The 23,980-nt window shown below is 40.6% G+C and carries 24 protein-coding genes; 11 read left to right on the top strand and 13 right to left on the bottom strand.

The window, feature by feature from the left end:
• Nucleotides 1-98 precede the first annotated feature (98 nt).
• From BMI79_RS08110 to BMI79_RS08095, 5 genes are all read left to right on the top strand, one after another.
• The gene (locus BMI79_RS08110) at nucleotides 99-1,259 is read left to right on the top strand and encodes a site-specific integrase (protein WP_076941622.1); all 1,161 of its coding nucleotides are present in this window, start codon (nucleotides 99-101) and stop codon (nucleotides 1,257-1,259) included.
• Nucleotides 1,260-2,245: 986 nt separating this feature from the next.
• Entirely contained in the window at nucleotides 2,246-2,395 is a 150-nt protein-coding gene (locus tag BMI79_RS23775) for a hypothetical protein (protein ID WP_158069109.1), read from the top strand.
• A gap of 469 nt (nucleotides 2,396-2,864) precedes the next feature.
• Nucleotides 2,865-5,852: a DEAD/DEAH box helicase family protein gene (locus BMI79_RS08105; RefSeq protein ID WP_076941621.1), complete on the top strand. Its 2,988-nt coding sequence runs from the start codon at nucleotides 2,865-2,867 to the stop codon at nucleotides 5,850-5,852.
• A gap of 210 nt (nucleotides 5,853-6,062) precedes the next feature.
• The gene (locus BMI79_RS08100) at nucleotides 6,063-6,905 is read left to right on the top strand and encodes a hypothetical protein (protein ID WP_076941620.1); all 843 of its coding nucleotides are present in this window, start codon (nucleotides 6,063-6,065) and stop codon (nucleotides 6,903-6,905) included.
• A 47-nt stretch (nucleotides 6,906-6,952) separates the two neighbouring features.
• On the top strand, nucleotides 6,953-7,423 hold the full coding sequence (locus BMI79_RS08095; RefSeq protein ID WP_076941619.1) for a hypothetical protein: 471 nt from the start codon (nucleotides 6,953-6,955) through the stop codon (nucleotides 7,421-7,423).
• 372 nt (nucleotides 7,424-7,795) lie between these two features.
• Here BMI79_RS08095 and BMI79_RS08090 read toward each other — a convergent pair whose 3' ends face one another.
• The 4 genes from BMI79_RS08090 to BMI79_RS08075 all read right to left on the bottom strand — a co-directional run bounded on the left by BMI79_RS08090 (nucleotide 7,796) and on the right by BMI79_RS08075 (nucleotide 9,824).
• A complete protein-coding gene (locus tag BMI79_RS08090) occupies nucleotides 7,796-7,948 on the bottom strand; it encodes an Hha/YmoA family nucleoid-associated regulatory protein (RefSeq protein ID WP_244157321.1) in 153 nt (50 codons plus the stop codon).
• Between the two features lie 197 nt (nucleotides 7,949-8,145).
• A complete protein-coding gene (locus BMI79_RS08085; RefSeq protein WP_076941618.1) occupies nucleotides 8,146-8,868 on the bottom strand; it encodes a hypothetical protein in 723 nt (240 codons plus the stop codon).
• Between the two features lie 6 nt (nucleotides 8,869-8,874).
• Nucleotides 8,875-9,333, bottom strand: coding sequence for a hypothetical protein (locus tag BMI79_RS08080; RefSeq protein ID WP_076941617.1), 459 nt, complete (start codon nucleotides 9,331-9,333; stop codon nucleotides 8,875-8,877).
• A complete protein-coding gene (locus tag BMI79_RS08075; RefSeq protein WP_095996103.1) occupies nucleotides 9,333-9,824 on the bottom strand; it encodes a nickel transporter in 492 nt (163 codons plus the stop codon). Before BMI79_RS08075 ends, BMI79_RS08080 begins: the two co-directional genes overlap by 1 nt.
• Before the next feature lie 188 nt (nucleotides 9,825-10,012).
• On the opposite strand from BMI79_RS08075, the gene BMI79_RS08070 reads away from it, so the two are divergent.
• Nucleotides 10,013-10,573 (top strand): recombinase family protein, encoded by a 561-nt coding sequence (locus tag BMI79_RS08070; RefSeq protein WP_076941616.1) that lies wholly within the window; start codon nucleotides 10,013-10,015, stop codon nucleotides 10,571-10,573.
• 229 nt (nucleotides 10,574-10,802) lie between these two features.
• On the opposite strand, the gene BMI79_RS08065 is transcribed toward BMI79_RS08070, so the two are convergent.
• The 4 genes from BMI79_RS08065 to BMI79_RS08055 form a co-directional block, all read right to left on the bottom strand.
• A complete protein-coding gene (locus BMI79_RS08065) occupies nucleotides 10,803-11,840 on the bottom strand; it encodes a hypothetical protein (protein WP_076941615.1) in 1,038 nt (345 codons plus the stop codon).
• 423 nt (nucleotides 11,841-12,263) lie between these two features.
• Nucleotides 12,264-12,701, bottom strand: a complete 438-nt coding sequence (locus tag BMI79_RS08060) for a hypothetical protein (RefSeq protein ID WP_125828755.1) — start codon at nucleotides 12,699-12,701, stop codon at nucleotides 12,264-12,266.
• The gene (locus BMI79_RS23510) at nucleotides 12,652-12,888 is read right to left on the bottom strand and encodes a hypothetical protein (RefSeq protein WP_125828753.1); all 237 of its coding nucleotides are present in this window, start codon (nucleotides 12,886-12,888) and stop codon (nucleotides 12,652-12,654) included. Before BMI79_RS23510 ends, BMI79_RS08060 begins: the two co-directional genes overlap by 50 nt.
• Entirely contained in the window at nucleotides 12,885-13,892 is a 1,008-nt protein-coding gene (locus tag BMI79_RS08055; protein ID WP_076941613.1) for a TIGR04086 family membrane protein, read from the bottom strand. The genes BMI79_RS23510 and BMI79_RS08055 overlap by 4 nt, the downstream gene beginning before the upstream one ends.
• 830 nt (nucleotides 13,893-14,722) lie before the next feature.
• Between BMI79_RS08055 and hisP the strand changes: the two genes are divergently transcribed.
• Entirely contained in the window at nucleotides 14,723-15,496 is a 774-nt protein-coding gene (gene hisP / locus BMI79_RS08050; protein ID WP_076941612.1) for a histidine ABC transporter ATP-binding protein HisP, read from the top strand.
• Between the two features lie 16 nt (nucleotides 15,497-15,512).
• On the opposite strand, the gene BMI79_RS08045 is transcribed toward hisP, so the two are convergent.
• The 5 genes from BMI79_RS08045 to BMI79_RS08025 form a co-directional block, all read right to left on the bottom strand.
• Nucleotides 15,513-16,418 carry a TIGR01777 family oxidoreductase gene (locus BMI79_RS08045; protein ID WP_076941611.1) on the bottom strand — a complete coding sequence of 302 codons (906 nt, stop codon included), beginning with the start codon at nucleotides 16,416-16,418 and terminating at the stop codon, nucleotides 15,513-15,515.
• 27 nt (nucleotides 16,419-16,445) lie between these two features.
• Complete coding sequence (folX, locus tag BMI79_RS08040; protein ID WP_076941610.1) at nucleotides 16,446-16,823, bottom strand: dihydroneopterin triphosphate 2'-epimerase; 378 nt, start codon at nucleotides 16,821-16,823, stop codon at nucleotides 16,446-16,448.
• Between the two features lie 116 nt (nucleotides 16,824-16,939).
• Nucleotides 16,940-17,569, bottom strand: a complete 630-nt coding sequence (yfcG, locus tag BMI79_RS08035; protein ID WP_076941609.1) for a GSH-dependent disulfide bond oxidoreductase — start codon at nucleotides 17,567-17,569, stop codon at nucleotides 16,940-16,942.
• Between the two features lie 214 nt (nucleotides 17,570-17,783).
• Nucleotides 17,784-18,107, bottom strand: a complete 324-nt coding sequence (locus BMI79_RS08030; RefSeq protein ID WP_076941608.1) for a cupin domain-containing protein — start codon at nucleotides 18,105-18,107, stop codon at nucleotides 17,784-17,786.
• A gap of 26 nt (nucleotides 18,108-18,133) precedes the next feature.
• Nucleotides 18,134-19,300, bottom strand: coding sequence for an oligogalacturonate lyase family protein (locus BMI79_RS08025; protein WP_076941607.1), 1,167 nt, complete (start codon nucleotides 19,298-19,300; stop codon nucleotides 18,134-18,136).
• 448 nt (nucleotides 19,301-19,748) lie between these two features.
• On the opposite strand from BMI79_RS08025, the gene BMI79_RS08020 reads away from it, so the two are divergent.
• The 4 genes from BMI79_RS08020 to yfcE all read left to right on the top strand — a co-directional run bounded on the left by BMI79_RS08020 (nucleotide 19,749) and on the right by yfcE (nucleotide 23,857).
• Entirely contained in the window at nucleotides 19,749-21,323 is a 1,575-nt protein-coding gene (locus BMI79_RS08020) for an MFS transporter (RefSeq protein ID WP_076941606.1), read from the top strand.
• Between the two features lie 439 nt (nucleotides 21,324-21,762).
• Complete coding sequence (gene kduD, locus BMI79_RS08015; RefSeq protein ID WP_076941605.1) at nucleotides 21,763-22,524, top strand: 2-dehydro-3-deoxy-D-gluconate 5-dehydrogenase KduD; 762 nt, start codon at nucleotides 21,763-21,765, stop codon at nucleotides 22,522-22,524.
• A 43-nt stretch (nucleotides 22,525-22,567) separates the two neighbouring features.
• Nucleotides 22,568-23,212, top strand: a complete 645-nt coding sequence (locus tag BMI79_RS08010) for an RpiB/LacA/LacB family sugar-phosphate isomerase (RefSeq protein WP_076941604.1) — start codon at nucleotides 22,568-22,570, stop codon at nucleotides 23,210-23,212.
• 93 nt (nucleotides 23,213-23,305) lie between these two features.
• Nucleotides 23,306-23,857, top strand: coding sequence for a phosphodiesterase (gene yfcE, locus BMI79_RS08005; RefSeq protein WP_076941603.1), 552 nt, complete (start codon nucleotides 23,306-23,308; stop codon nucleotides 23,855-23,857).
• Nucleotides 23,858-23,980 lie beyond the last annotated feature (123 nt).

The following is a 23,980-nucleotide window of genomic DNA, read 5'->3' as shown; positions in this document are numbered from 1 at the left end:
AGCAAGAACTGAAAGGTTGAATGCAACTTAACACTCAACCTTTACTTTCAATGTGTTATCTAAAGTCTGACATCTTCATAGCGAATAATGGATTCTCTATGATCATGTATTTTTCATGTAATAATCGTGGTTACTACATATGGCAAAAGTCACATCAAAGTAAACTCATCCGCTTTGACCTCAAAACTCGAGATTTTCAAACTGCTTCGATTCGTTCTAAGGTACTGCTTAGTGTCTACCTCCGCCTTAAACGGCAACTTATTGATTATAATGATATAAGAGAACAACTCTTACTTGAAAGGGACCGTTGTATTGAGCATGAGCTACATATGTATGCTTCGAATCTATACTGGGGCGGTCCTGTATCAGTTCAACTTGCCGAAGCTCGCTTGTTGGAGAAGTCACAGAGCCGAAAAATCAGCTTAGTGGCTGAAGAATGGTATGGTGACATGTCTACAGAATGGCGTCCTTTAACGTTGCAAAGTAACAAAGCTGTCCTTAAGTATTTTATAGACTGGAACGGTGACACAGACATTGAATCTGTAACTAAATCCACAGTTGCTCGGTTTAAAAAGGAATTAGAGAAAAAATATGCGTCAGAGATGTCGAGGCAGTCAGTGTTCAAAAAAGTAACGGCATTTTTTAGTTTTGCTGTGGATAAACGTGATTATCTCTCTAAAAACCCTTTTACTGGCATGGGTTACAAAAATGCCAAAAACTTACGCACTAAGCAGTCTGTGCCATTAGAACTTCACACTCAGGCATTAGCATTAGCCGGATACAAGTCACCGCTGTGGTGGCTGTTACAGCTTTTGTATTACACGGGTATGAGAGTGACTGAGACTACACAGCTTACAAAGGCGGATTATGTTGTCGTTACTGATAGAGGACAAAAGATAAACTGTATCAGTGTAAACGATTCGAATAATAAGAGGGTTAAAAACAGTAGTAGCATTCGTATGATCCCAATTCATAAGAAGTTAATAGAATTGGGGATTTTGGAAGAGAAGCCCACTTCCCCTTGGAAGGTGTATAACACCGTATCAAGAGCTGTTTCAAAAATTTATAACTCGCTGAATGAAAAACACACGCCACATGATTATCGCTACGGAATGAGTGATAGGCTGAGAGATTTACCAAACTTACCGGATCATGTGCGTTTTAGCATCTTAGGTCATAGCAATAGCACTATTACAGATACTGTATATAGAGGAAAACAACCGATTATATTAATGAAGAATGCCATTGACCTTACATGATAATGCAGCTCAAGGACTGCATTATCATGATTATTCGCTATGAAGATGTCAGACTTTAGATAACACATTGAAAGTAAAGGTTGAGTGTTAAGTTGCATTCAACCTTTCAGTTCTTGCTCACTCATCGATGAGAACTGAAACTACTGAAAAGCACTACATTAGTACTGAACAGTGTTCGAAAAATGAGTAGTATTATCAATGCATTATAGAAATCATCGATCTTGCAGAGCAGGGTAGTTATACACGATTTCTACATGATTTTAGCATGACTTATGAAGAGGTAAAGTGGTTAAATTTATTCGTTTAACGTTTACTATGAGGTTTTTTATCTTTTACCTAACTCCTTCCCTATCAAGTATCCGTAAATGTGCTGTAAAGAAGCTTACAGGCGTTTAAATGGGGGGTTACTGACATGAACATAAGTTGAACTCTAATTTAACCAATTTTGATTCACTGAATTGGTTGTAATTAAAAAAATTAGAATATTTTTGTTACGATTATAAAAAATCGGGTATAATATAAGTATAATGATATTTCCCAGTAGAACATGCACTATGAGGTTTTTATCTTATACCTAACCCCTTCCACGCTGTATAGGGCTTACAGAGCGTTTAAGAGAGGGTTACTGCATGAGCATAAGTTTCCCCTAAAATTTAAATTACTGAATTACTTGTAAACTTTAAAAAAAATCAAGATATTTTGTTACGATTTTAAAAAATGTGGTATAATATAAGTATAAGCAGTAACAGATAGAGCGTTTGATAAATGTAGTAAAATACTTTGTCATAATAGCATAATAGTAAAGTTCAAGAAACTATTTCTAACCTTCCAGACAGTAACTTTAATTTAGAATACTCACCCATTTAAAATTTATCTTTTAAATAATATATTGGAGATTGAAAAGACATCTTAAAGATTGTTTTTATATCTGTGGGTGTGTCTAACTGGAATTATAAATTCATATGAAAATAATAAAGGAGAAGTATATGAATAAAATTAAGCTAATTATAGCTGATTGTGGTTCAGGTAAAATCAATTCAATTTCATCTAATTTTGTAATAAGTAAAAATAATAGTAGGACATTAAATGTTATTATAGAGGACTTTAAGGAAAGTAAAAAACTCGAAAAAAAATAATTATTAATAAGTATCACATTAAATGAATTAATTAATATTGCACGAAACTTCATTCTTCCATTAATTCACTTATCTGATTAATTTTCATATTCAGTAGTGCGTAATTATTTGTAGCTATTTATAACTCAGTATTCCTCTCTACATTTTGATAAATATATTAGTTAAGTAGATTGCCGTCTATTCAATTAAAACCATATTAGTAATTGTGGTTTTTTTATGTTTTATTTTATTGAGGAAATGATAACAAGTATGAAAGAAAGGAAAACATATCAACTAGGTGTCAGATTATCTGATTCACAGATAAAATTTATTGATTCAGTGATGTCTAATGCTGGTTTAAAAAATCGTAGTGAAGGAGTGCAATATCTTATTAATAAGATGAGATTTTTAGATGTAAAGTAAAATGCCAGTAGTTACTTACTGGCAATAAACCGAAGCAGGATGCTTCAATTAATAAAGGAGTTCAAGGATGAACAATAAAAATCAAAAATATAATTCAAATGCTAAAAGTATTTATCATGACTTAGAAATAAAAATCACCTATTTTGAAAATAGATATGCGTCAGATAAAAAAGAGGTAAAAGAAAAAGCAGCTAAACAAAATCGGAAGATTGCAGCAACAGTGCATTTAAATGAGACATGGGGAGATCTTGTAGCATATTTATTAAATAAGGATAAATGGGATGTTTTCAGTGCTTGTAATAAAGATGAATATGAGAAAGCAAAAGAAAAGTTTGATGCCGTAGTTTTTGCAGAAATGGTTAAAGGGGCAAGTCGCAGCCATATCAATGTCATTAACCATTACGCAATAGCTCTTGATATTGATGATGGTGCTACAATGGAATTCGTTCGCACTGATTTAAAAGACTATGAGTATCTTATCTATTCCTCTGGTGGACAAGGAATTAAGAAAGGGGAACGATTTAGAGTTATACTACCATTAAAAAGACCTATTAGTGCAGATGCGTATAACGATTTTTCAGAGTCATTACGCAAGAGATTTTGGTATTCAGATAGTTCATTTAGTAAAAGTTTACAAATTCAATACTTGCCGACTTATAATGAAAAATTTAAAAATAATTTCGTGGCGTTTCATAATGAAGGTGAGCTGTTTGATTTGGAGAATATCGAATATGTTCCAGTGAAGAGTCAGAATGTTCAATCTAATGTCGAGAATATAAAATATGTTCCAATAAAGAGTCAGGATAGTCTATTTAATGTTGGTTTTATAAAAACCGAACCCGATGATGGTAATATTAGACGTATTTTGGATGCTATCATTGAACATAACCGTGGATCTATGGAGTATGAAGATCGTCGCATTCTTGCTAATAGATTGTTCGATTTTGGTGTAGACTATGTTGAGATGGTTAAAGTATTAAATGCAGTAGGTAGACCGGGTGCACGTCATACAGGCTCAGATATGGCTAATATGGCAAATGCTTCGTATGGTCATGCGATTGGTTTACGAAAGAACTTACCTTATGGGTTTGAATTTAATTTATTAGTGCAACCAAGTGTAACTTATACACAAGAAAATGTGTATTTACAAAAGTATGATACAGATATTACGTTGAAACCTAATCAATATCTTTCTGATGTTATTAATCAAATTAACTTCAAAGATGGCTTGAATTTGCTTATTGCAGATGTTGGAACTGGGAAAAATCACTATTTTGGTAAACTTAAAAGAACTAAATTAGTAGTGCCGCTAAATTCAATAGTCGTGCAGTCAGGCAGCAGTAATAATATTCAGGATGACAATATTACTACTTGGAATCAAATTAAAAAAATGATGAAAAATCCAGAAGAGTGTAAAAATTGGGATTTAGTAATTGATGAGGCACATGGAATGATTGCGGATTATGGATACAAGCCTTCAACTATTCGTTTGTTAGTTGATGCATGTTCTATGTTTCGTCGCGTTATTCTTATGTCTGGAACTATACGCCCTGAGTATTTTAGTGGTTTTAGTTTTGAAACAATTCATCGTATACGTAAACCAAGTAAAGCAAAGAAACAAATTCAAACATATATCTGTAAATCAAAGGACGTTTCTTTACTCAATGATCTACGTAAAACAAAAAACAAAGTTATTGTTTTAATCAATAACAAGGAATTGGGTGAAGTAATCGGTAAGCTTTCAGGGGAAAATTATATTGTAGTGAATGCAGATCGTAAAAATGAACCTGAAGTTATTAATCTGTATAGCTCAGGTATAATGGGAAAGTATGATTGCATTATCGGGACAAACAGCATTATTGAGGGGTTAAGTCTATATGATAACCATGATGAAATTGATGTCTTTATCTGGGGTGATACAGATCCTGATCGCATTGAGCAAGTTAGTAATCGATTTAGAAATATTGAATCTATTAAAAATGTAAAATACTACATTGATTCTAAAATGTGTTGCGATAAAGTAGAAGATAATGTGAAAGTTAGAGTTGAAAAGGCTGAAAAACTTGCCGAAGCCCTTACCGAATATGTAAATGTATTACCCACTGATATAGAACGTAAGAGTTATATTAATCAGTATAGTGATGAGAGTCAACAAGCCGCCGTATACTATAAAGATGGTAAGTTTAAAGTGAACTACTGCACTATTGACTACGGTAGTCAATTAGTTCGTCAACACAATGCATTTAATGATTTTGGTATATTCAGTGCTCGAATGATTGAATATGGTTACGATGTTTTCTATCCTGTTTGGAGAAATGAACTAACGGCTGAAAAAGAACAGATTGAAAAAGATGTGAAAGAAGCAAAACAAAAAAATAAAAAACAACGCTATGCTGATTTAATGCAGTTATCGTATGACTTTAAAGATAACACTTTAAGAACTGATTATAGTCCTGAATATGACAATATTAAAGATGTAGTTCAAAGCATGATTGATTCAGGTTTAAAAGAACAAGATGTAGGGCGTGTTATCGGAGAGATCATTAATAAAGAGGATTACATTAAAAAGGTATGGGAAGATATTAAACACATAGATACAGGGAAATCATCTCGTGAGTTTGTTTGCAAGGAAATACAAAATTCTCTGTTACATGTGAAGGACAAAGATTATCTATTCAGCCAAGATGCAATGCGTATCGCAAAACTCGTATCAGCGAAAGTGCTCGAAGAGTTCTACCAAGGAGATTTGGATGCAATGCTTGAAAATGATAATTGGAGTTCTGATCTCCAAAAAGTGCCCAATGGGTCTACTAATTCCTTTAATATAATAGATGACCCATTGGGCACTTTTGTAGTTAAGGAAAAAAGATCAAGTGCAATAATCAATCGCTATGTATGTCTTGGCCGGTCAGATAAGATACAGTCCAACGGGGAACGCAAAAGAGCGTTTGAAGTAGTTCATTACTCACTTACTGGATTGGAATTTGATAGACGTAGTGAGGAACAGAGGTTAGCAGATGCAGTTGATGCTAAGAAGAAGGGCAAAGCTAAATAATTTGATTAATATCGGTTTAATTAACGAGATTAACTGGGTTTGAGTTATAATCTTGCAATATTGTAGTAGCTAATCTTCCTTACTAGATAGTTGGTTAGCTCTGCGTTGCTCATTGTGACACAGTAGTTGTTTGTACCTATAGTTGTCTGTAATATAGGGGCTGTCTGACGGGGTTTTTGGGATACTACTGATTGCATGGGGTTTCCGTAAATGGCTAAAGATTTCATGGCTGATGCTAAAACTTGTCTTTTGAAAGCAAGTGAACACGTTGATAGTAAGGACGACTTAAGACTAAAGTATGCCGCTCTAGAATTAAGAATGTGTATAGAGTCCATAGTTTACCATCGACTATCTAAGTTAGTAGCTAAGGGCAAAATTGATAACTCTGCATATTTTTCTTGGCAACCACCACAAGTAATAAAATACTTTTTATCTTTAGACCCTTACTCATTGACTGATGTCGAAATTAGTATTGCTAAAAATAATGCTGACAATAAACCAGGTAAGTGGGTTAAGTTTGGAACCGAAACTAGGTTAAATGAAAAATTCATAAAAAAGAATTATCACAAGTTAGGAGGGTACCTTCATCAAATAACTTTGAGCGAATTGCAGAAAGGTGATAAAGTAATTTCTAAAATGAAATTAGACATTGAGAAAATCATATCTCAAATTAAAACAGTTATGAGTTCAAGCTTAAGAAATGTTAATATTATTCGTACTGGAGTTTTTAACTGTTCAGAGTGTAAAAAAGATATTGTTGTTCTAACTCCTATAAATGAAATAATTAATATAAAAGGAGGTGAGGTTGCACATGAAATAGAGTGTCCTCATAAAAACAGTGATACGTCCTGTAAAGCTAGCTACAAAATCATAACAAAGAAAAATGAAAAAACAACATATAACCCGCTAGAATATCGCTATACTTGTCAGTCTACGGACTGTGGTGGTAAAATTAATTTCTGGAAAAGTGAGGTTAAGCCAAACGCTGAAAAAGCGTGTTCTATATGTGGAAAGATATATATGCTTAATCTATATTTAACTTCTTGTGACTGATCTTGTATCTTTAGACTGATATATAAAATACTAAAAAGGAAGGGATTATGATAGATACATTTATATCAAGACCAACATGGACGCCTCCAGTTATTGAAAATAAACTTCTCCAATTCTATACGTTAATTGAAGATGTAGGTTTTAAACCTCATACGATAGGAAAAGAACACATACCATTACGTTCACCGTTTGACGATATTCAAAGGCTAATGAAGAAGTGTGAGTGCACAATTGTATTAGGGCTTCCACAAATATTTATGAGCACAGGTAGTATAAAGCATATACCATTTGAAGGTTCTTTAAGATTACCAACCGAATGGAATCAGATAGAGGCAACTATGTCGTTGATGCTTGAATTACCAACGTTGGTTTTATTACATAAAACTGTTGCTAGCAGAGGACTATTTGATCGTGGGGCTGCCAACATATTTATTCATGAGTTTGATACTATGGAAATGGGATGGATTGATAAATTAAGGGCACCACTCAATTCCTTAAAACAAGAGTGTAGGACTTAAATGCATTCTATGCGTTTTATTTTTTCAGCAATAAATATTAATATTACCCGAGAATAAAGTTGCTGCTAACGTAACCTGCCTTTAGGTTGTAAAAATTTTTCAAGCCAGCCCTGATTAATTTAAAATAAAAATCTCAAGGGATTACCTATAGGAAAAAAAAGTTAAAGTGTTTTTTATATGCAAGATATTTAAAATGCACTTACTAAAACGTGCAAATGCTTACTCTACGCATTTTCTTTATGCCACAAGAAAAAATAATGTTCAATTTTTTATTTAAACAACTAAAAGACGTTGCATGAATAGTTTATGTAACGTCTTTTTCAACAAACTACTTTAAATGGGGTTTGATAGCTGGTCTTATCCCATTTCATCTTACATACTCCATGCAGTAGCTGGAATTTTATCATATAACTTACCCATAGTCAGTTCTGCCAGTCTGTGATCTGCTGCTGAATAGAAAGTTTCAAGTTGATCATTGGTTAAATCATACTTGTTCTTATCAATTACTTTTTCAAGAGTTTCAATACTTGTTCAACGACGTAGTTGCATAAGCCAGTCTATTTTTGTCATTTCGGATAGATAATGTGTATGATATCGTAGTTCGTTAAAATTGGGTAGAGGCGTTGTTATGAATTGCTTTTATTATTGAGTGTAGTGATCGCCTAAACTATCACCTTTAATATACAGACAGTTATTCATAATCATTTATAGGTTTCATTTCTCTACTGTAATTTTTTGTATTCACCAATGATTGCACTTTTATCATAAGAATCATGCTGTAAACCAGTTCTATCAGCTATTTTATTTAAGTGATTCTCAATGAATATTTGGCCTTGGCGTGAAAGCATACTTATGTCATTATTGAGGTTTACTATATCTCTATTCAACTCTATAAGGAAATTATTGGCAGTATTAATTATATTCGATAGTTTCGCGTCAACGGCACTTGTAAGTATCCTCTTTGCTACTTCATTGTCTTTAAATTTTAACTCAATTTCAATTAATTCATTGACTGCTTTTTCCATCGCCATGTCTTGCAGTTCTTTATACTGAATTGTTTTGCTATAGACTAACTCTTGAGCTTTGTTTTTTAAATCGAGTTGCATTTCGCCGATTGCTTTAATTGTATCAGTATTCAACTTTGTTAATTCAAAAAGATACTGCTTAATGGCTTCTGACGTTTTTATCATTCGTTGAAAATCGTTATCTTTTTTTAACTCTTCAAGATCAAAAAGGCTTTTGCTAACACCCATTTTTTCTTTTATTTTTAAGTCGACTTCCAGTTCTCTTAATTCTTTTTCTCTTTCAAAACTATTTTTTCTTGAGCTTTCTTCACGACTATGCTCCCAGCGTTTTGATGGTTCTCTGATTAGGTCAGATAGAGCCTCTATTGGTGCACTGACTAAATCAGAAATTACAGTGCCAAATTTAGAAAAGAATCCCATAAATCCTCACTTTGTATTATTCGTTAATTTACTAATTTCTCTTTCGAAAATCCGGCTATCTCTGGACATATGATATCGTAAGGTATTTAGGCCATTTTCCGATTTGTTCTCAATTTTTAGAAGTGAATCTAAAATAGAAAGCTTCTCACTCATTCGTTGAATAAATTGTTCACTTTCGATAGTAACACTTTCACCATTACTTAATGATGAGAATAATTTTTCTACGCCTGTCTTGAAAAAATAAAATGTGGTTTTGCTTTTACTTATTTCATCAATTTGATCGAAGTGATGATTAATAAAAATTGTTTTTTCTTTCTCAAATAGCAAAGAAAGAGCTGAGGAGTTTTCTTCATAGTCAAATAATCCCCGATAAAAATCAGGGGATTGCTCTATAGTTCGCGATATCAATAATTCTCTCGATTTTTTAAAAATCGAAAGAACAGAGATGACATCAGAGTTGGTCATTATACTTTCTCTTGGATAGAGTCTTTCTCGTCCTGCCCTAATTGCATTAATTTACTGAGGCTATCCATACTTCCTTCGTCCAGTAAACCTTCACTAACATTCAAGCTTTTCGTATAGCTATCAACAAGCTCTTTCAGCCAGAGTGCCGCTATAGAATCGTCAACTTGTGATTTTTTCAATGTAGCAGATACATCATCAAGAACCTCCGAGAAAAATTTAGCTCTTTCTTTTCGTAAATCTTCTTGCAAAGCTCCTGCAAATTTTATTTCTTCTTTAAACTCTTTAATTAAGGATAGATAGTTTTTTTCAAATGAGTATATAACATTTAATCTTTCTTTTAAAAAATCTAAGCTTATAGAGTTAACCAAGTTTCTTACAAGATGGTCTTTAAGTAGGTTGATTTGTGAGTCTTCAATTGTTCCTTTAGTAAAAATAGCTTTTATAGCTGCATCTACCTTAGTTTCAACTTCTTTTTTAATGAAATCACTCATCACACAGCTTCCTTCTGTTTTACAAGTTGCAACGATTTTATCTTAAAAACACTTAGCCAACAATATCATTTAGCTACTCCCTACTGATACCTGGATACTATGTCTCAGTTAGTATCATTTACTCATTGAACCAATCCATATGATACTGTATCATACAAGTATCTTAAATGAGACAAAAGGACAGGAAAATGATTTTTGGTTATGCTCGCGTGTCAACAAAAGATCAAAACCTTGAACGCCAGCTTTCAGTTCTAAATTCTGTCTGTGATAAAGTCATAACTGAAAAAGCGTCTGGAAAGAGCACCAGCGAACGGCCAGAACTTCAAGGATTGATTTCACATCTAAGAGAAGGTGATACTCTGATCGTAAAGTCCATAGATCGTTTAGCCCGTAATACTAAGGATTTGCTTGAACTGGTTGATAAGATGATTGAACGGGGCGTTACTGTTAAGTTCTTGGATAACTCAATGAGTTTTGATAACACCCCTTCATCACGGTTGATTCTAACGATGATGGGAGCTGTAGCTGAATTTGAGCGTGGAATTATTGCTTCTCGTCGTGATGAAGGGATCGCTATTGCTAAGGAAGCGGGTAAGTATAAAGGTAAGCAGAAAAATCATGCCCTTCACGCTAAGGTCATTAATATGCTTAGAACTGAAAAGTATTCTCCAGATGAAATCGCTAAGCTTTGTGATTGTGGCCGGGCAACTGTATTTAGAGTGAAGAAAGATATGTTAAGTAGCGAATAGATCTTGTAGCACGTAGATATTGTATTCTCGTTGAAAACATAGTAACCAATTGATTTTAAATAATAATATCACTGGTAACCCACCCGATATCAAAAAAATGCAGGGGTATACTCCCTGCATAAAGTTAGTTTCTTATTATTAACTACTTTTTCCCTGGTGTTGGCTACTCACTTGTGTTTTCAGCCGTTTAAAGTTTTTAATCAATTTTCTACTTTTAGTATCCTCATTTTTAGAGAGATATGGATATATTTTGGTAGGATTCAGCTTCAAAAACTTGCTTAGGTTCAGCAGAGTTATTTGCATATAGTTCAACCTTGAGTAAGGTATTTTTATCGCCATTCCTGATGTTAAGAGTAAAATGTTCTGGGGCATACAATATACTTTCACCATCGTAATTTATCCACGCAGGAGAGCTATTAGTTAATGCATAGTTCTCTTTTTTACCTTTTTCATTTTCCCATTCAAGCTGAACAAATTCAGGGCGAATACATTCTTTAATGTTAACTAATGTTTTTGACTTTGTATTAGCAAAACAAGATATTTTAAGGTAATAACCCTCATAATTATTGAGACGAAAAGTAGTTTTATTTATTAGTGTTTGATACTCATAGAACCAAGGGGTTCTATCCATTAATTTTAAGATGGTTTTTAGATCTTCTTTTGATGCATTTACGTTTTGGAATAGGTAGTCATTAGAAATTAAATATCTACCATAATGAACTCCATTACTTGCAGCATATGCGAGAAGTAGTCTTGCTTTATTTGTGTTTTTTTGAATGCCATACATGCCATAAAGATATGAAATACCTAATGAGACGTAACTTTTTGGATTAACCTTTGGACCTTCAGTGATACCAATAGCTAAAAAGTGTCTTATTGCTTCAGTATCACCACGACTGCGGTAAAAACTAATCAAACCGGAATAATTTGACTCTCCTGACTGGCTTTTATTTTTTGCACTTGGTTGAAGTTCATATTCTGTTCTTGGGATGTTGATAAAACTTTTCACGTCAAACTCTATGCCTTTTGCTGCTTTAAGGTTGGCCTCTTTGTCCATTCCTCCCGTAAAGAATTCCGCCTCCTTGGTTAAGGCAAATTCTTCTAAACTTTCATAAAATGATTTTTTTTCAATAATAGTATTTTTGTTCTGAAAAGAGGAGTTCACAGTTGTAGGTTTATATCCAGCCTTAATTCCTGTTGGTTCATTACTGGCATAACACAGTGTTGTTACCATCAGACTAAGGCTTAACGCTAAGTATTTTTTCATAATTTCCTCTCTGTTAAATTTTTCACTAACTAACTATTCTTTGTGTTTCTTAATTATGATTCTATATCACTTGCAGTTAACAGCGTTTTTACTCTTCTATGTTTAGCTTTAACTAATAACATAGATTAATGTTATCACTTGGGCTATTAATGGAGTGATAACAAATAATATTGGTGTTAACAAAATAAGTATTGGTAATATTGGAATCAGTAGATATGATGTGAAACTATTACTTTTTAAAAAAGTAATGGCACTATCAATGATAGAGCTTTGTAAGTCTTCTAACTGAAGAAAGTTTATCCAATCAGAAAGCATAATTTACCTTTTATTTAATTCAGTGGTTTGGTAGTAACTCAATTAGTCATTAAAAAATGAATTGAGTTACTGTTTGCTTATGTTTTAGTATGGCGTGAATTTATACGATTAATTATCACCATAGATTTCTCTTTTTATTCCCTCTTCATCTAATGTTCTAATATATGCACCATAACCCTCAAAGCATTCATCAACAATTTTGGGTCGTTTCTTATAATTGCTGCGGTTAATCCAGATCTTTAATCCTATAGATTTACCTGATTCAAAACTTTTCTTATCTAATTTTCTTGATTGAGTAACTTTATTTTGGAAAAGTTTCATTGCTGCTTCGGCTTCTCGTCCAATCCCTGAGCCGGGTTGCGATTCATTAACACCTTGATAAAATCCCAAACAATAAGAGTTGGTTTTTATATCATCAGATGCAAATGCATTAGTAGAAAGCACTAATCCAAAAATTACAGTAAAAAATAAAGTTTTCATTTTAATCGCTGATACCTTATCTTGGTTTAAGTTCTCTAACAGATCTTTGTATTGCTTCTTTTCCATTTTTTTTCTCATTTTGCTTTAATTTGTTCCATGCTTCAGTAGCTGAATATGCATATATGTTCTCTGCGTATACTATGCCGCTACCTGCTACAACATATTCTACTTTGAATTCACGAAGTCCTGACGCCATAACGTTTCCTGTGAGTATGGTAGTGGTTAGTAGTAGTATTGGTATGATTTTATTCATTGTAAATCCTCTGGCCTATCTCGTAGTGAATGGTTAGGTTGTTCTTGCGATAACGAGTAAAAACATTCATTCTGTTTTTGTGACTCAATTCGAATACTTTCCGAAAATGATTTGTTATAATTATCTCTACGTTTTACTTCTTCCCTTAATAAACCTTTATCTTTATAAGTTGAGTATGGCAACCAAGACCTTGTTACACTTTCGTATCCTGATTTAAGTGCTTCCATACTACGAGAGCACCGTGGAAGAACCATTCTCTCAAAGTCCTTTAAATCAATTCCATAGTCTCTGTATATTAAAGCTGCTCTGTAGCGTTCAAAACTACCATTTGGGTATGATTGAATATTCTCTAATATTGACATTTCAAAACTGTTGCGTTTATCGAATTTAGCTACTATGTCATATTTGGGGTCTGAATCACTATAGTGTTTTGAAACTAATGTAATTTCGGAGTCTCTTTCTACCTGCTCTGCTGCTATTCTATCTTGTTCAGCTTTTTCTTTGGCTTTTTTCTCAGCTAAGAATTTTGAATATTCATCAACATTATAGATGTTATGACGTTTAGCTTCTGAAAAATCCATGCTTGGAGGAAAACCCAATGATTCACCTTGCATTGTTTCAGTGCGAATAAATAATAATCCTCCAGAAAAAAATAGAGTAAAAAATAGAATTGATGTGGTATAACCATTTATATAATTAAGTTTTTTATGAGAGCTTGATAGTTTTTTTATTTTATTTTTGAATATAACAAAGATAATTACATAAAATCCACTTAAAATAAGCAACATAGAAGACAAAAAGTAAAGTGAGGCAGTAATGAAATTCACACCTTCGCTACTAATATCCGAGAAATTAAAAACACCTACAATTATTGAGGCAAGTGGAAGTGAGAGAACCAGATAATAAGCAATTGCTTTTAAAATCACCTTTAAAATTGATTTATTGTATTTTTTACACAAATACACAGCGGCTATAGATAATATAATTAAAATTAGCAAAGTCACCTGAAAATTCCTTATCAATTAATTGCGAATCACATCGCCTTTTGTAGTCAATGGTGGCTTTTCCCTGTCTTTAACGGTAATGGCATCACTGACCTACCTTTGGCTTTTCTTGAAACATCAGTCTCACACAATGAGTTATCCAGTTGTGGAGATTGTAAGCATGTTGTTTTCCCTTACTTTATTGATTTTTATCGACAAATCATTGTAACAATGATAGCGGATAAAAACTGATCTATCAATGTTTTTGATCATTACGATCGATTCGATCGATGAAAGTGGTAAGTGATGATTTGTCATCACAAGAAAATTCAATCAATATTTTTTCAAAGATGGCTGCTTTATGGTGAGTGAGTAGCTTTTAGGTGTGTGCAGAAAGGGCAGCATTGACCGCTAAGAGTAGGGGAAGGGATGAGGTAACGTTTCAGGACTTAATGAGTGCTGTTGTTCGTAATGAGGGGAAAGTGGTTAGCATCGTAGTGCAATCCTGTAAGGCATCGTTCGGTACTGAGTTGATAACTCATCGGCCTAATGGACTGTTTTGTTCTGTGGGTTTTCATAGCAAAGACCCATACCTGCCAGAAGGTTAAGTGGAAGGATGAAGTTCATTTTTCATACAAACCATAAAGAATTGATAACAAATGATTAACCACTTTACCTCTTCATAAGTCATGCTAAAATCATGTAGAAATCGTGTATAACTACCCTGCTCTGCAAGATCGATGATTTCTATAATGCATTGATAATACTACTCATTTTTCGAACACTGTTCAGTACTAATGTAGTGCTTTTCAGTAGTTTCAGTTCTCATCGATGAATGACGGGAAAACACCATGTCTGAAAATAAATTAGCCGTCACCGAACTGCACAAGCGTTATGGCGATCATGAAGTGCTGAAAGGGGTTTCCCTGGCAGCCAATGCGGGGGATGTGATTAGTATTATCGGTTCTTCCGGCTCGGGTAAAAGCACCTTCCTGCGCTGCATTAACTTCCTGGAGAAGCCGAGCGAGGGAGCGATCAGCCTGAATAATGAAGATATCCGCATGGTGCGCGACAAAGATGGCCAGTTGAAGGTGTTTGACAAGAAGCAACTGCAATTGCTGCGTACCCGCCTGACGATGGTATTCCAGCATTTTAACCTGTGGAGCCACATGACGGTGTTGGAAAACGTGATGGAAGCGCCGGTACAGGTATTGGGCTTGAGCAAGGCAGAGGCCCGCGAGCGTGCGATACGTTATCTGGATAAGGTCGGTATTGACGAGCGGGCGCGGGGCAAATACCCGGTGCACCTTTCCGGCGGGCAGCAGCAGCGGGTGTCGATTGCCCGGGCACTGGCGATGGAGCCGGAAGTGTTGTTGTTTGACGAACCGACCTCAGCGCTGGATCCTGAGCTGGTGGGCGAAGTGCTGCGCATCATGCAGAAACTGGCCGAAGAGGGCAAAACCATGGTGGTGGTAACCCATGAAATGGAGTTTGCGCGCCATGTCTCAAACCACGTGATTTTCCTGCATCAGGGGTTAATTGAAGAACAGGGGCCACCTGCCGAAGTTTTCGGTAACCCGAAAAGCCCGCGTTTGCAGCAGTTTCTCTCGGGTGCCCTTAAGTAAGGGCACCACATATCACCTAGGCCTGCTGGTTGATCACATCATCCAGCGCCTGTTCCAACTCAAAGAAACGGAAGCTGAAACCGGCTTCTTCCAGCCTTCTGGGCACGGCGCGTTGGCCACCCAGCACCAGCACCGCCGCTTCCCCCATGAGCAGCCGCATAGCGCACGCGGGAACACGCAGAAACGCCGGGCGATCCAGCACCTTGGCCAGAGTTGCCGCAAACTGTTCATTATGTACCGGATAGGGTGCGACCATATTGAACGGGCCACGCAGATTGCGGTTATCCAGCAGATAAATAATGCCGTTAACCATATCGTCGATATGGATCCAGGGCAGATACTGGCGGCCATCACCGATTGGCCCGCCGAGGCCGATGCGGAAGGGCGGCAGCATTTTCGCCAGCGCGCCACCTTTGGGCGACAGCACTACGCCGGTGCGCAGCAGGCAGACGCGGGTCGTGCTGCTCTGCGCACGCAGCGCCAGGGCTTCCCAGCGCTGGCACAGTTGGTGGGTAAACTCATCGTGCGGAGTTTCATCTTCGGTCACCACGGCCTGCCCCTGATCGCCGTAATAACCCACGGCCGATCCTGAGATAAACACCGTAGGCGGGGTGGTGCTGGCATTGATCAGCGCCGCCAGCCGTTCGGTTAATTCCCAGCGGCTACGGCACAGGCGATCTTTCTGGGCTTTGTTCCAACGCTTGTCAGCAATCGGCTCACCCGCCAGATTGATGACGGCATCGAAGCCGTCCAGAGAGTGTCGATCGCTAAGTGAAGGCCAATAACTCACCTGCTCGCCAAATTTGGCGTGCGCACTTTTTACGTTGCGTGACAGCACGGTAATTTCATGTGAAAGGTGCAGCAGTTGCCGAGTCAGGCTGCTGCCAATCAGCCCGGTAGCGCCGGTAATCAGGATCCGCATGGTCCGCCTCCCTGAGCGGTGTGAGTATTATGCTGCGTCGCGGCGATAGATCATGGTCATAGAAACCGAATCGGCATAACGCAGGGCCAGCAGTTTATCTATCTCTACTTCAGCATAGGTTACCCACGGATGTTGTTTCACGATATCGAGCACATCCTGAGTTAATTTTTCCAGCAATGCGAAGCGGTTACCTTCAATGTGGTGAATAATGGCTTTGGTAATGGTGCGATAGTTCAGGGCATCTTCGATATTTTCACTGTTACGTGCTTTATCCGCCGGGTAATGGATCGTCACGTTGATCAGGATATCCTGACGATTATTGATTTCTTCTTCCTTGATACCGATGAAGGTACGTAACCGCAGGTTTTTAATGCGGATAATGGCATCGGGTTGGCAGGATGGCATCAGAGATTCTCCAGAGGTCTGAATGTTTGTGAACAGAATACACGGAAAGTGAGGAAATGATAACGCAGCCAAGCGGTTAAAGAGAGCCACAGGGGCGGTGGCTCACAGTCAATGGCTTACGCCTGCTCGGCCAGCTTGTAGGCACGCTGGGTTGCCGGGCGGTTACTGATACGTTCAAACCAATTGCGTACCGCCGGATAATCAGCCAGATCGATACGCTGCCGAGGGTGAGAAACGACCCACGGATAAGTGGCGATATCGGCAATGCTGTAATTATCCCCTCCCAGATACGGGTGCTTTTGCAGTTCGGCTTCCAGCACGCCATACAGGCGCTTGGTCTCCACCTGATAACGCTCGATAGCGTAGGGCACCGGCTGTGGCGCATAGTGGTTGAAGTGGTGATTCTGGCCGAGCATTGGGCCAAATCCAGCGACCTGCCAGAATAACCACTGCAGCGTGGTTGCGCGTTCACGCAGCCCTTTGCTCAGTAGTTTGCCGGTTTTCTCCGCCAGATAGAGCAGGATTTCACCTGATTCAAACAGGCTGATGGGGGCACCGCCATCAAGCGGTTGCTGATCGACAATGGCCGGGATTTTATTGTTGGGAGAGATCGCCAGAAACGCCGGTTTGAACTGATCGCCAGCGCTGATATTTACGCGATGGATACGGTAGGGTAAGCCCACTTCCTCCAGGAACAGAGTAATTTTGTGACCATTGGGAGTAGGCGCGTAATACAGGTCAATCATAATTTCTCCTACGGTAAGATGATCTGTAAATCATTACACATACGTTACTGTAATCTGTACCACAGACAAAGGTATATCAGATTTCAGCAAATAGGGACGATCAACGTAGCGGTTACGCAGAACAGACGATGGCGATAACGGCAAGGCGGATGAGGCGGGCTGTAAGATTGTCGCAATCCCCGGTGCTTGCGCGCCGGGGATCTCGGGGAAAGGCTTAGCTCAGGAAGTCTGCGCGTTGCGGAGTAAAGGTATCCAGCAGGGTTCCGGCCTCCAGGCAGACGCAGCCGTGAACGACGTTAGGCTTTTTGTACAGGGTATCTCCTGCACTCACCTCTTTAGTGACACCATCAATGGTGAAACTGAAGCGGCCTGAAAGTACATAGGTAAGCTGCTCGTGCGGATGGCTGTGCAGCGTGCCGACGGCGTCTTTGCTGAAGTTGACTTCCACTGCCATCATGGTTCCGCCGTGAGCGAGAATACGCCGCGTGATGCCGTTACCCAAATCCTCAAGCGCGCATTCTTGTTTGTAGATGAACATGACTTTTCCTCAGTAATAAACCGTAATTAAGCAAACAGATTTTCAGGCAATCTTGCCAGATAGAGCGCAGGTTCACCTTCAAAATCGGAAGTGAACAGCACTTGGCGATTGTCTGGGGTGAATGAAGGGTGAGGGTGCGTTACCTGACGATCGCCCTTCAGTACGCGCCATGAGCTGTTGTGTGCGGCCAAACGGGCCTGGCGCTTGCCTTTGGCATCGAACACATAGAGCCAAGGATCGTTCTCGATGGTATAGCCCGCCGAATCCTTGATATCGACCGGGGATGCAGAACCATCGCCCACCAGCAGGCTGCCGTCGTGGTTGCTCATCAGATGAGAGCAGGCAGGCATGCTCATCACCACTTCATTCACACCGCTTTCGGGATCGAAACGGCAGATGTTGCGATCCTGCTGGCCTTTCATATATGAAACGTACATCAGCGCGGAGCCGTCTGGTACCCAGAATTCATGAGTGCAGCTCTCACCTTCGGCGTGGGTTTTCACCTTACGCATATTGCTGCCGTCTTCATTAATCATCCACATACGGGCATCGACCAGATCGTGTGGCCCTTCGTGGCAGAAAGCCACGCAGTTATCGTGGTAAGGGCGATAAATCGGGTGGCCCAGCCAGATATTGTCCTGATAGATCACCCGTGAGTCGCCGCTGTTGAGATCGACACGCAGCAGACGGCAGCGAGGGTTTTTGGTGAAGAAGGCGTGGAAAATTTTCCAATCGGTCAGCGGTTGCCAGTCGTTACGATCGATTTCGATGCCCACCAGGCTGGTACATTCGCTGTTGGCGACCCAGGTACCATAACCTACCCACTCTTCCGGCACCTGATAAACGGTTTGTTCATGGCAGTTGCTGAGTTCAACCCGGCGCAGTTCGCGCTCATTTTTCACGTAGTAGAGGAAGCGATCGTCTGGCGATAAGAAACCGCCGAACGTATTGTCGCCAGCGCCTTCGGTTAACTGAACCGCCTGCTGTTTTTCCAGATCCAGCAGATAGTAGTTACGGTGGCCATCAAATTCCCCAGCGAACAACAGGTTGCGCCCGTCATTGGTGAAGCATTTCTGATAGAAATAGTTCCGGTGGCACAGTACGTCTGGCGGCGTTAAGCGAGTGATTTGCGCGCCGGTACTTGCATCGGTTGAACGATGGAAATTGAATTCGAGGATTGAACCTTTAGCCACGATGGCCTCCCTTAAATTGATTGATGAACCGCCGAGACTGAACAGTTCCTTAATTACTAAAACGTTGTTTCATTAAATTAGAAAAATGATATCAAAGTGGTGCGGCAGGCCAACCTATACGGGTGATTTATGCGACCGATATCGCATAAATTGCTTCGCTCATCCGGTTTTACTCAAGATGCCCGTTTGCATCATGGTTAGTGGGGGCATAACTGGTGCATGCTGTGTCGCCCTTTGCTGCAAGCGAGGTTAGGGCCAGGAAAACCAGTATTATCCCAGGAAAGGAGACGTAGCCGGATGCTGCTCACGCTTAAAAACACCGCAATTGATTATCCTTACTTTTTTCTGTGATTTTCTTCACATCAATATAGCGCCCCGGCAAGTATAAAACATCATTCCTAAAAAAATGAAATAATAGTTCATTTTAATAACGAAATGAGAGCGGTAGATGAGAACAAAGAGTATTCAGCCCTTGGGAGAGGGGCGGGCGGTCACATTGGGGCACCAGTTGGCCTATGGTGGCGGCAACCTGTTGGGCAGCGGAGCCCTGGCAATCAGCGGAGCTTGGTTACTGTATTTTTACACCACGTTTTGTGGGCTGACGCTGTTGGAAGCCTCATTTATCTTTTCTGTCGCCAGCGTGATTGATGCCATCAGTAACCCGGTGATGGGGTACCTGACCGATAACTTTGGTAATACCTGGTTGGGTAAACGTTTTGGTCGGCGGCGTTTCTTTGTCTTGATTGGTGCGCCACTGATGATTTTTTACCCTTTGCTGTGGGTAGAAGGTTTCGGCTTCTGGTACTACCTTGCCACCTATGTGATTTTCGAACTGATTTACACCTCGGTGATGGTGCCTTATGAAACATTGGCGACCGAAATGACTGAGGATTTCGCGGTGCGCTCTAAGCTTACCGGCTATAAAGCGATTTTCGGCAAGATGGCCAATTTCCTGGCTGCCTTTATTCCTGGTCAGTTCATCCTCATTTACGGTAAAGAATCGGCGCAACCCTTCCTGTATACCGGTATCACCTACGGCGTGATTCTGTTTATTGCTATCGGCATGCTTTATCTGTTCTCTTGGGAGCGGAAAGATGACGGGGGAGCGGCCGTGAAGCAGAAGCAGTCGCTGCTGAATACGCTGATCTCTCTGGCCAGAGATATGCAATCGACATTCTATCTGCGGGTGTTCCGCAAGCATTTGGGCATGTATCTGTTTGGCTTTGGTGCCGAGTGGCTGTTTGCCTCTGTCTTTACCTATTTCGTGATCTTTGTGCTGCAGTACGATCCGGCGATTCTTGCCGGGCTAAACAGCCTGAATGCCATTCTACAGTTGCTTTCCACGGCGCTGTTTATCGGCCTCTGCGTGAGAAAAGGCTTCAGCAAGCCATACAGCTGGGCGTTGGGGATCGTCATTTTTGCCGTTTGCTGTTACTCCTTGCTGCGTTTCTTTAACCTGCCAGCACATTATGCGACGGCCGCGATCATTGGGGTGACCGTGATCTTTGGCCTGGGGACTGGCGGGGTGTATTACATTCCCTGGACGGTATATACCTTCCTGGCCGATGTGGATGAAGTGTTTACCGGCCGCCGCCGCGAAGGGATCTACGCGGGAGCTATGACCTTCTCTGGCAAAATTGTCCGCTCAATCATCGTATTTACCATGGGGGCTATCCTCAGCTATTACGGGTTCCAGTCGAAATCCCATACTCAGCCAGAAACCGCCATCACGGCCATCTCCTGGGTGTTCTTTGCCGGGGTGATCATGCTGGCGCTGGTGGCCATCGTCTTCAGTGGGCAGATGACCCTCAATCGCCAAACCCACCGCGTTGTTTTGGATGAAGTCGCACGTATCAAAGCCGGTGGAAAGCTGGGTGATATTCAACCTGAAGTTCGTGTGGTGATCGAAAAACTGGTGGGCCTGCCTTATGAGCAATGCTGGGGTAACAGCCAGATCTGCCAGAAAATGAATATTGTCCCTGAGGTAAAAGCTATCGTGCTTGAACCTGTCTCACAGGCCTGATCTGCTCCTGGTTCAGCGGCAATATTTCCCTATGTACGAAACCAGGGGAATATGAAGATGTCGCCGCCGGGCGGATTGCCGATTTATCTTGGCTGAGGACAAATAGCGTTGGATCGGGCTCTTTTGAGCCCGATTGATTTACAGCAGGTAAGTCACATCCGCAATTTATGGCTGCACTGAGCAAGCAGGAGCCACAATTTCGACTATGATATCGATCGCCATCAAATAAATGAAAAATACCTTTCACAAAAATCAAAACAATGTTTCAACTTTATTGATTGCGATCGGGATAAGCGTTAGACTTGCCACATCATGATGACAGGGAGCGGCAACAGCGCCTTCTCTGTGCGGCAGCAAGCTGCAGATACTGATGGGATTGCAACGCTATCCCCACTTTTTGATAAGGGCCGATGATGCCCTGAGTACTAAGGAAAAGAGCATGATTCTCGATAATTTTTCGTTGCAGGGTAAAGTGGCTGTCGTAACCGGTTGTGACACTGGTCTGGGGCAGGGTATGGCTCTCGGTCTGGCGCAGGCGGGCTGTGATATCGTCGGTATCAACGTGGTTGAGCCAACAGAGACCATCGCGAAAGTTGCAGAACTGGGCCGCCGTTTTCTGAGCCTGAAAGCCGACCTGAGCAACCTGGACGTGCTGCCTTCCCTGATTGAACGTGCCGTGGCAGAGTTTGGCCATATCGATATTCTGGTGAACAACGCAGGTATCATCCGCCGTCAGGACGCGCTGGAGTTCAGCGAAAAAGATTGGGATGATGTGATGAACCTGAACATTAAAACCGTCTTCTTCATGTCTCAGGCCGTGGCGCGTCAATTCATTGCTCAGGGTAAGGGCGGCAAGATCATCAACATCGCATCGATGCTGTCTTATCAGGGGGGGATCCGTGTGCCTTCCTACACTGCGTCAAAGAGCGCGGTTATGGGCGTGACCCGTCTGTTGGCCAACGAATGGGCCAGCCATGGTATCAATGTTAACGCCCTGGCTCCGGGCTATATGGCAACCAATAACACTCGCCAGTTGCGTGACGATCAGGCCCGCAGCGAAGCTATCCTTGAGCGTATTCCTGCCGGACGTTGGGGCCTGCCAGAAGATCTGATGGGGCCGGCGGTATTCCTGGCTTCACCGGCTTCAGATTATGTTAACGGCTTTACCCTGGCGGTAGACGGCGGTTGGTTAGCACGCTAAGTCTGAAAGATAACGCATTGATTTTATTTGCAGAGAGGAAATGATGAATATTGCACTGATGATGGAAAACAGCCAGGCGGGTAAAAATGCGCTGGTTCTCGAACAACTGCAGGCCGTAGCGGCTGACAATCATGATGCGGTGTTCAACGTCGGTATGAGTGATGAGAAAGATCACCATCTGACCTATATCCATCTGGGGATCATGGCCAGCATCCTGCTGAATTCAGAAGCGGTCGATTTTGTGATCACCGGCTGCGGCACCGGCCAGGGCGCAATGATGTCACTGAATGCTCACCCAGGCGTGGTTTGCGGTTACTGCATTGAGCCTGCGGACGCCTTCCTGTTCGCCCAAGTCAACAACGGTAACGCACTTGCTCTGCCGTTCGCCAAAGGTTTCGGCTGGGGTGCGGAACTGAACATCCGTTACATCTTTGAGAAAGCCTTTACCGGCCGTAGAGGTGAAGGTTATCCGGTCGATCGTAAGGAACCTCAGGTACGCAACGCCGGTATTCTGAACCAGGTTAAGCGTGCGGTGAGCAAAGATAACTATCTTGATACGCTGCGTGCTATTGACCCGGAACTGGTGAAAACCGCAGTCAGCGGTGCCCGTTTCCAGGAATGCCTGTTTGCACATGGCAAGAAAGCCGAAATCGTGGCATTCGTAAAAGATATTATCAACCGCGCTTGATTATTCTTCAGGTGGCCGCTGGCCGGCCACCTGCTTCATCAGTGACCGTGACTGCGTTAGAATGGGTTTCATATTCCGTACCTAGGGAAGCTTATGAAGCTGATGTTCGCCTCGGACCTGCATGGTTCGCTCTCCGCTACAGAAAAAATTCTTGAGCTGTTTACGCAAAGTCGTGCCGATTGGCTGATCCTGTTGGGGGATTTGCTTAATCATGGGCCGCGCAATGCGCTGCCAGATGCCTATCAACCTGCGCAGGTCGCTGAGCAGCTAAATCTCTATCGCGACAAGATCGTTGCTGTTCGTGGCAATTGTGATAGTGAAGTCGACCAGATGTTGCTCTCATTTCCTATCACAGCCCCCTTTCAGCAGGTGCTATTGCCAACCCGGCGACTGTTTTTGACCCATGGTCATCTTTATCATCCCGCTCTGTTGCCGCCTTTATCCCACGGTGATGTGCTGGTTTATGGCCATACGCACTTACCGCAGGCAGAACGGCAGGGGGGGATTTATTGTTTTAATCCTGGGTCGGTCAGCATCCCTAAGGGGGGCTTTCCTGCCAGTTATGGCATACTGGCTCAGGATATTTTACGCGTGGTCGATTTGCACAGCGGCCAGGCTGTTGCAGAGCTGGCATTAACACACTAGTTTATATATCTACCAGGTTGTGGGTGCAGTTCGCAGCTTGAGAAATGAAGGGCGTACGCGTAGAAAAAATCATAAAAGTGCGCTGATTAACTAACCCGTGCGCGGCATTTATCGCGCCCAAAT

Source organism: Serratia oryzae, assembly GCF_001976145.1.
In the GTDB taxonomy this organism is placed as follows: domain Bacteria; phylum Pseudomonadota; class Gammaproteobacteria; order Enterobacterales; family Enterobacteriaceae; genus Chania; species Chania oryzae.
This window is presented reverse-complemented; position numbering and strand designations above follow the sequence as displayed.

Coding starts and splice junctions, on each gene's coding strand:
- BMI79_RS08010 (WP_076941604.1), top strand. CDS start 22,568: ATGAATATTGCACTGATGATGGAAAACAGCCAGGCGGGTAAAAATGCG.
- kduD (WP_076941605.1), top strand. CDS start 21,763: ATGATTCTCGATAATTTTTCGTTGCAGGGTAAAGTGGCTGTCGTAACC.
- yfcG (WP_076941609.1), bottom strand. CDS start 17,569: ATGATTGACCTGTATTACGCGCCTACTCCCAATGGTCACAAAATTACT.
- folX (WP_076941610.1), bottom strand. CDS start 16,823: ATGCCATCCTGCCAACCCGATGCCATTATCCGCATTAAAAACCTGCGG.
- BMI79_RS08105 (WP_076941621.1), top strand. CDS start 2,865: ATGAACAATAAAAATCAAAAATATAATTCAAATGCTAAAAGTATTTAT.
- hisP (WP_076941612.1), top strand. CDS start 14,723: ATGTCTGAAAATAAATTAGCCGTCACCGAACTGCACAAGCGTTATGGC.
- BMI79_RS08030 (WP_076941608.1), bottom strand. CDS start 18,107: ATGTTCATCTACAAACAAGAATGCGCGCTTGAGGATTTGGGTAACGGC.
- BMI79_RS08045 (WP_076941611.1), bottom strand. CDS start 16,418: ATGCGGATCCTGATTACCGGCGCTACCGGGCTGATTGGCAGCAGCCTG.
- BMI79_RS08080 (WP_076941617.1), bottom strand. CDS start 9,333: ATGACCAACTCTGATGTCATCTCTGTTCTTTCGATTTTTAAAAAATCG.
- yfcE (WP_076941603.1), top strand. CDS start 23,306: ATGAAGCTGATGTTCGCCTCGGACCTGCATGGTTCGCTCTCCGCTACA.
- BMI79_RS08065 (WP_076941615.1), bottom strand. CDS start 11,840: ATGAAAAAATACTTAGCGTTAAGCCTTAGTCTGATGGTAACAACACTG.
- BMI79_RS08100 (WP_076941620.1), top strand. CDS start 6,063: ATGGCTAAAGATTTCATGGCTGATGCTAAAACTTGTCTTTTGAAAGCA.
- BMI79_RS08095 (WP_076941619.1), top strand. CDS start 6,953: ATGATAGATACATTTATATCAAGACCAACATGGACGCCTCCAGTTATT.
- BMI79_RS08060 (WP_125828755.1), bottom strand. CDS start 12,701: ATGGAAAAGAAGCAATACAAAGATCTGTTAGAGAACTTAAACCAAGAT.
- BMI79_RS08070 (WP_076941616.1), top strand. CDS start 10,013: ATGATTTTTGGTTATGCTCGCGTGTCAACAAAAGATCAAAACCTTGAA.
- BMI79_RS08085 (WP_076941618.1), bottom strand. CDS start 8,868: ATGGGATTCTTTTCTAAATTTGGCACTGTAATTTCTGATTTAGTCAGT.
- BMI79_RS08110 (WP_076941622.1), top strand. CDS start 99: ATGATCATGTATTTTTCATGTAATAATCGTGGTTACTACATATGGCAA.
- BMI79_RS23510 (WP_125828753.1), bottom strand. CDS start 12,888: ATGAATAAAATCATACCAATACTACTACTAACCACTACCATACTCACA.
- BMI79_RS08075 (WP_095996103.1), bottom strand. CDS start 9,824: ATGAGTGATTTCATTAAAAAAGAAGTTGAAACTAAGGTAGATGCAGCT.
- BMI79_RS08020 (WP_076941606.1), top strand. CDS start 19,749: ATGAGAACAAAGAGTATTCAGCCCTTGGGAGAGGGGCGGGCGGTCACA.
- BMI79_RS23775 (WP_158069109.1), top strand. CDS start 2,246: ATGAATAAAATTAAGCTAATTATAGCTGATTGTGGTTCAGGTAAAATC.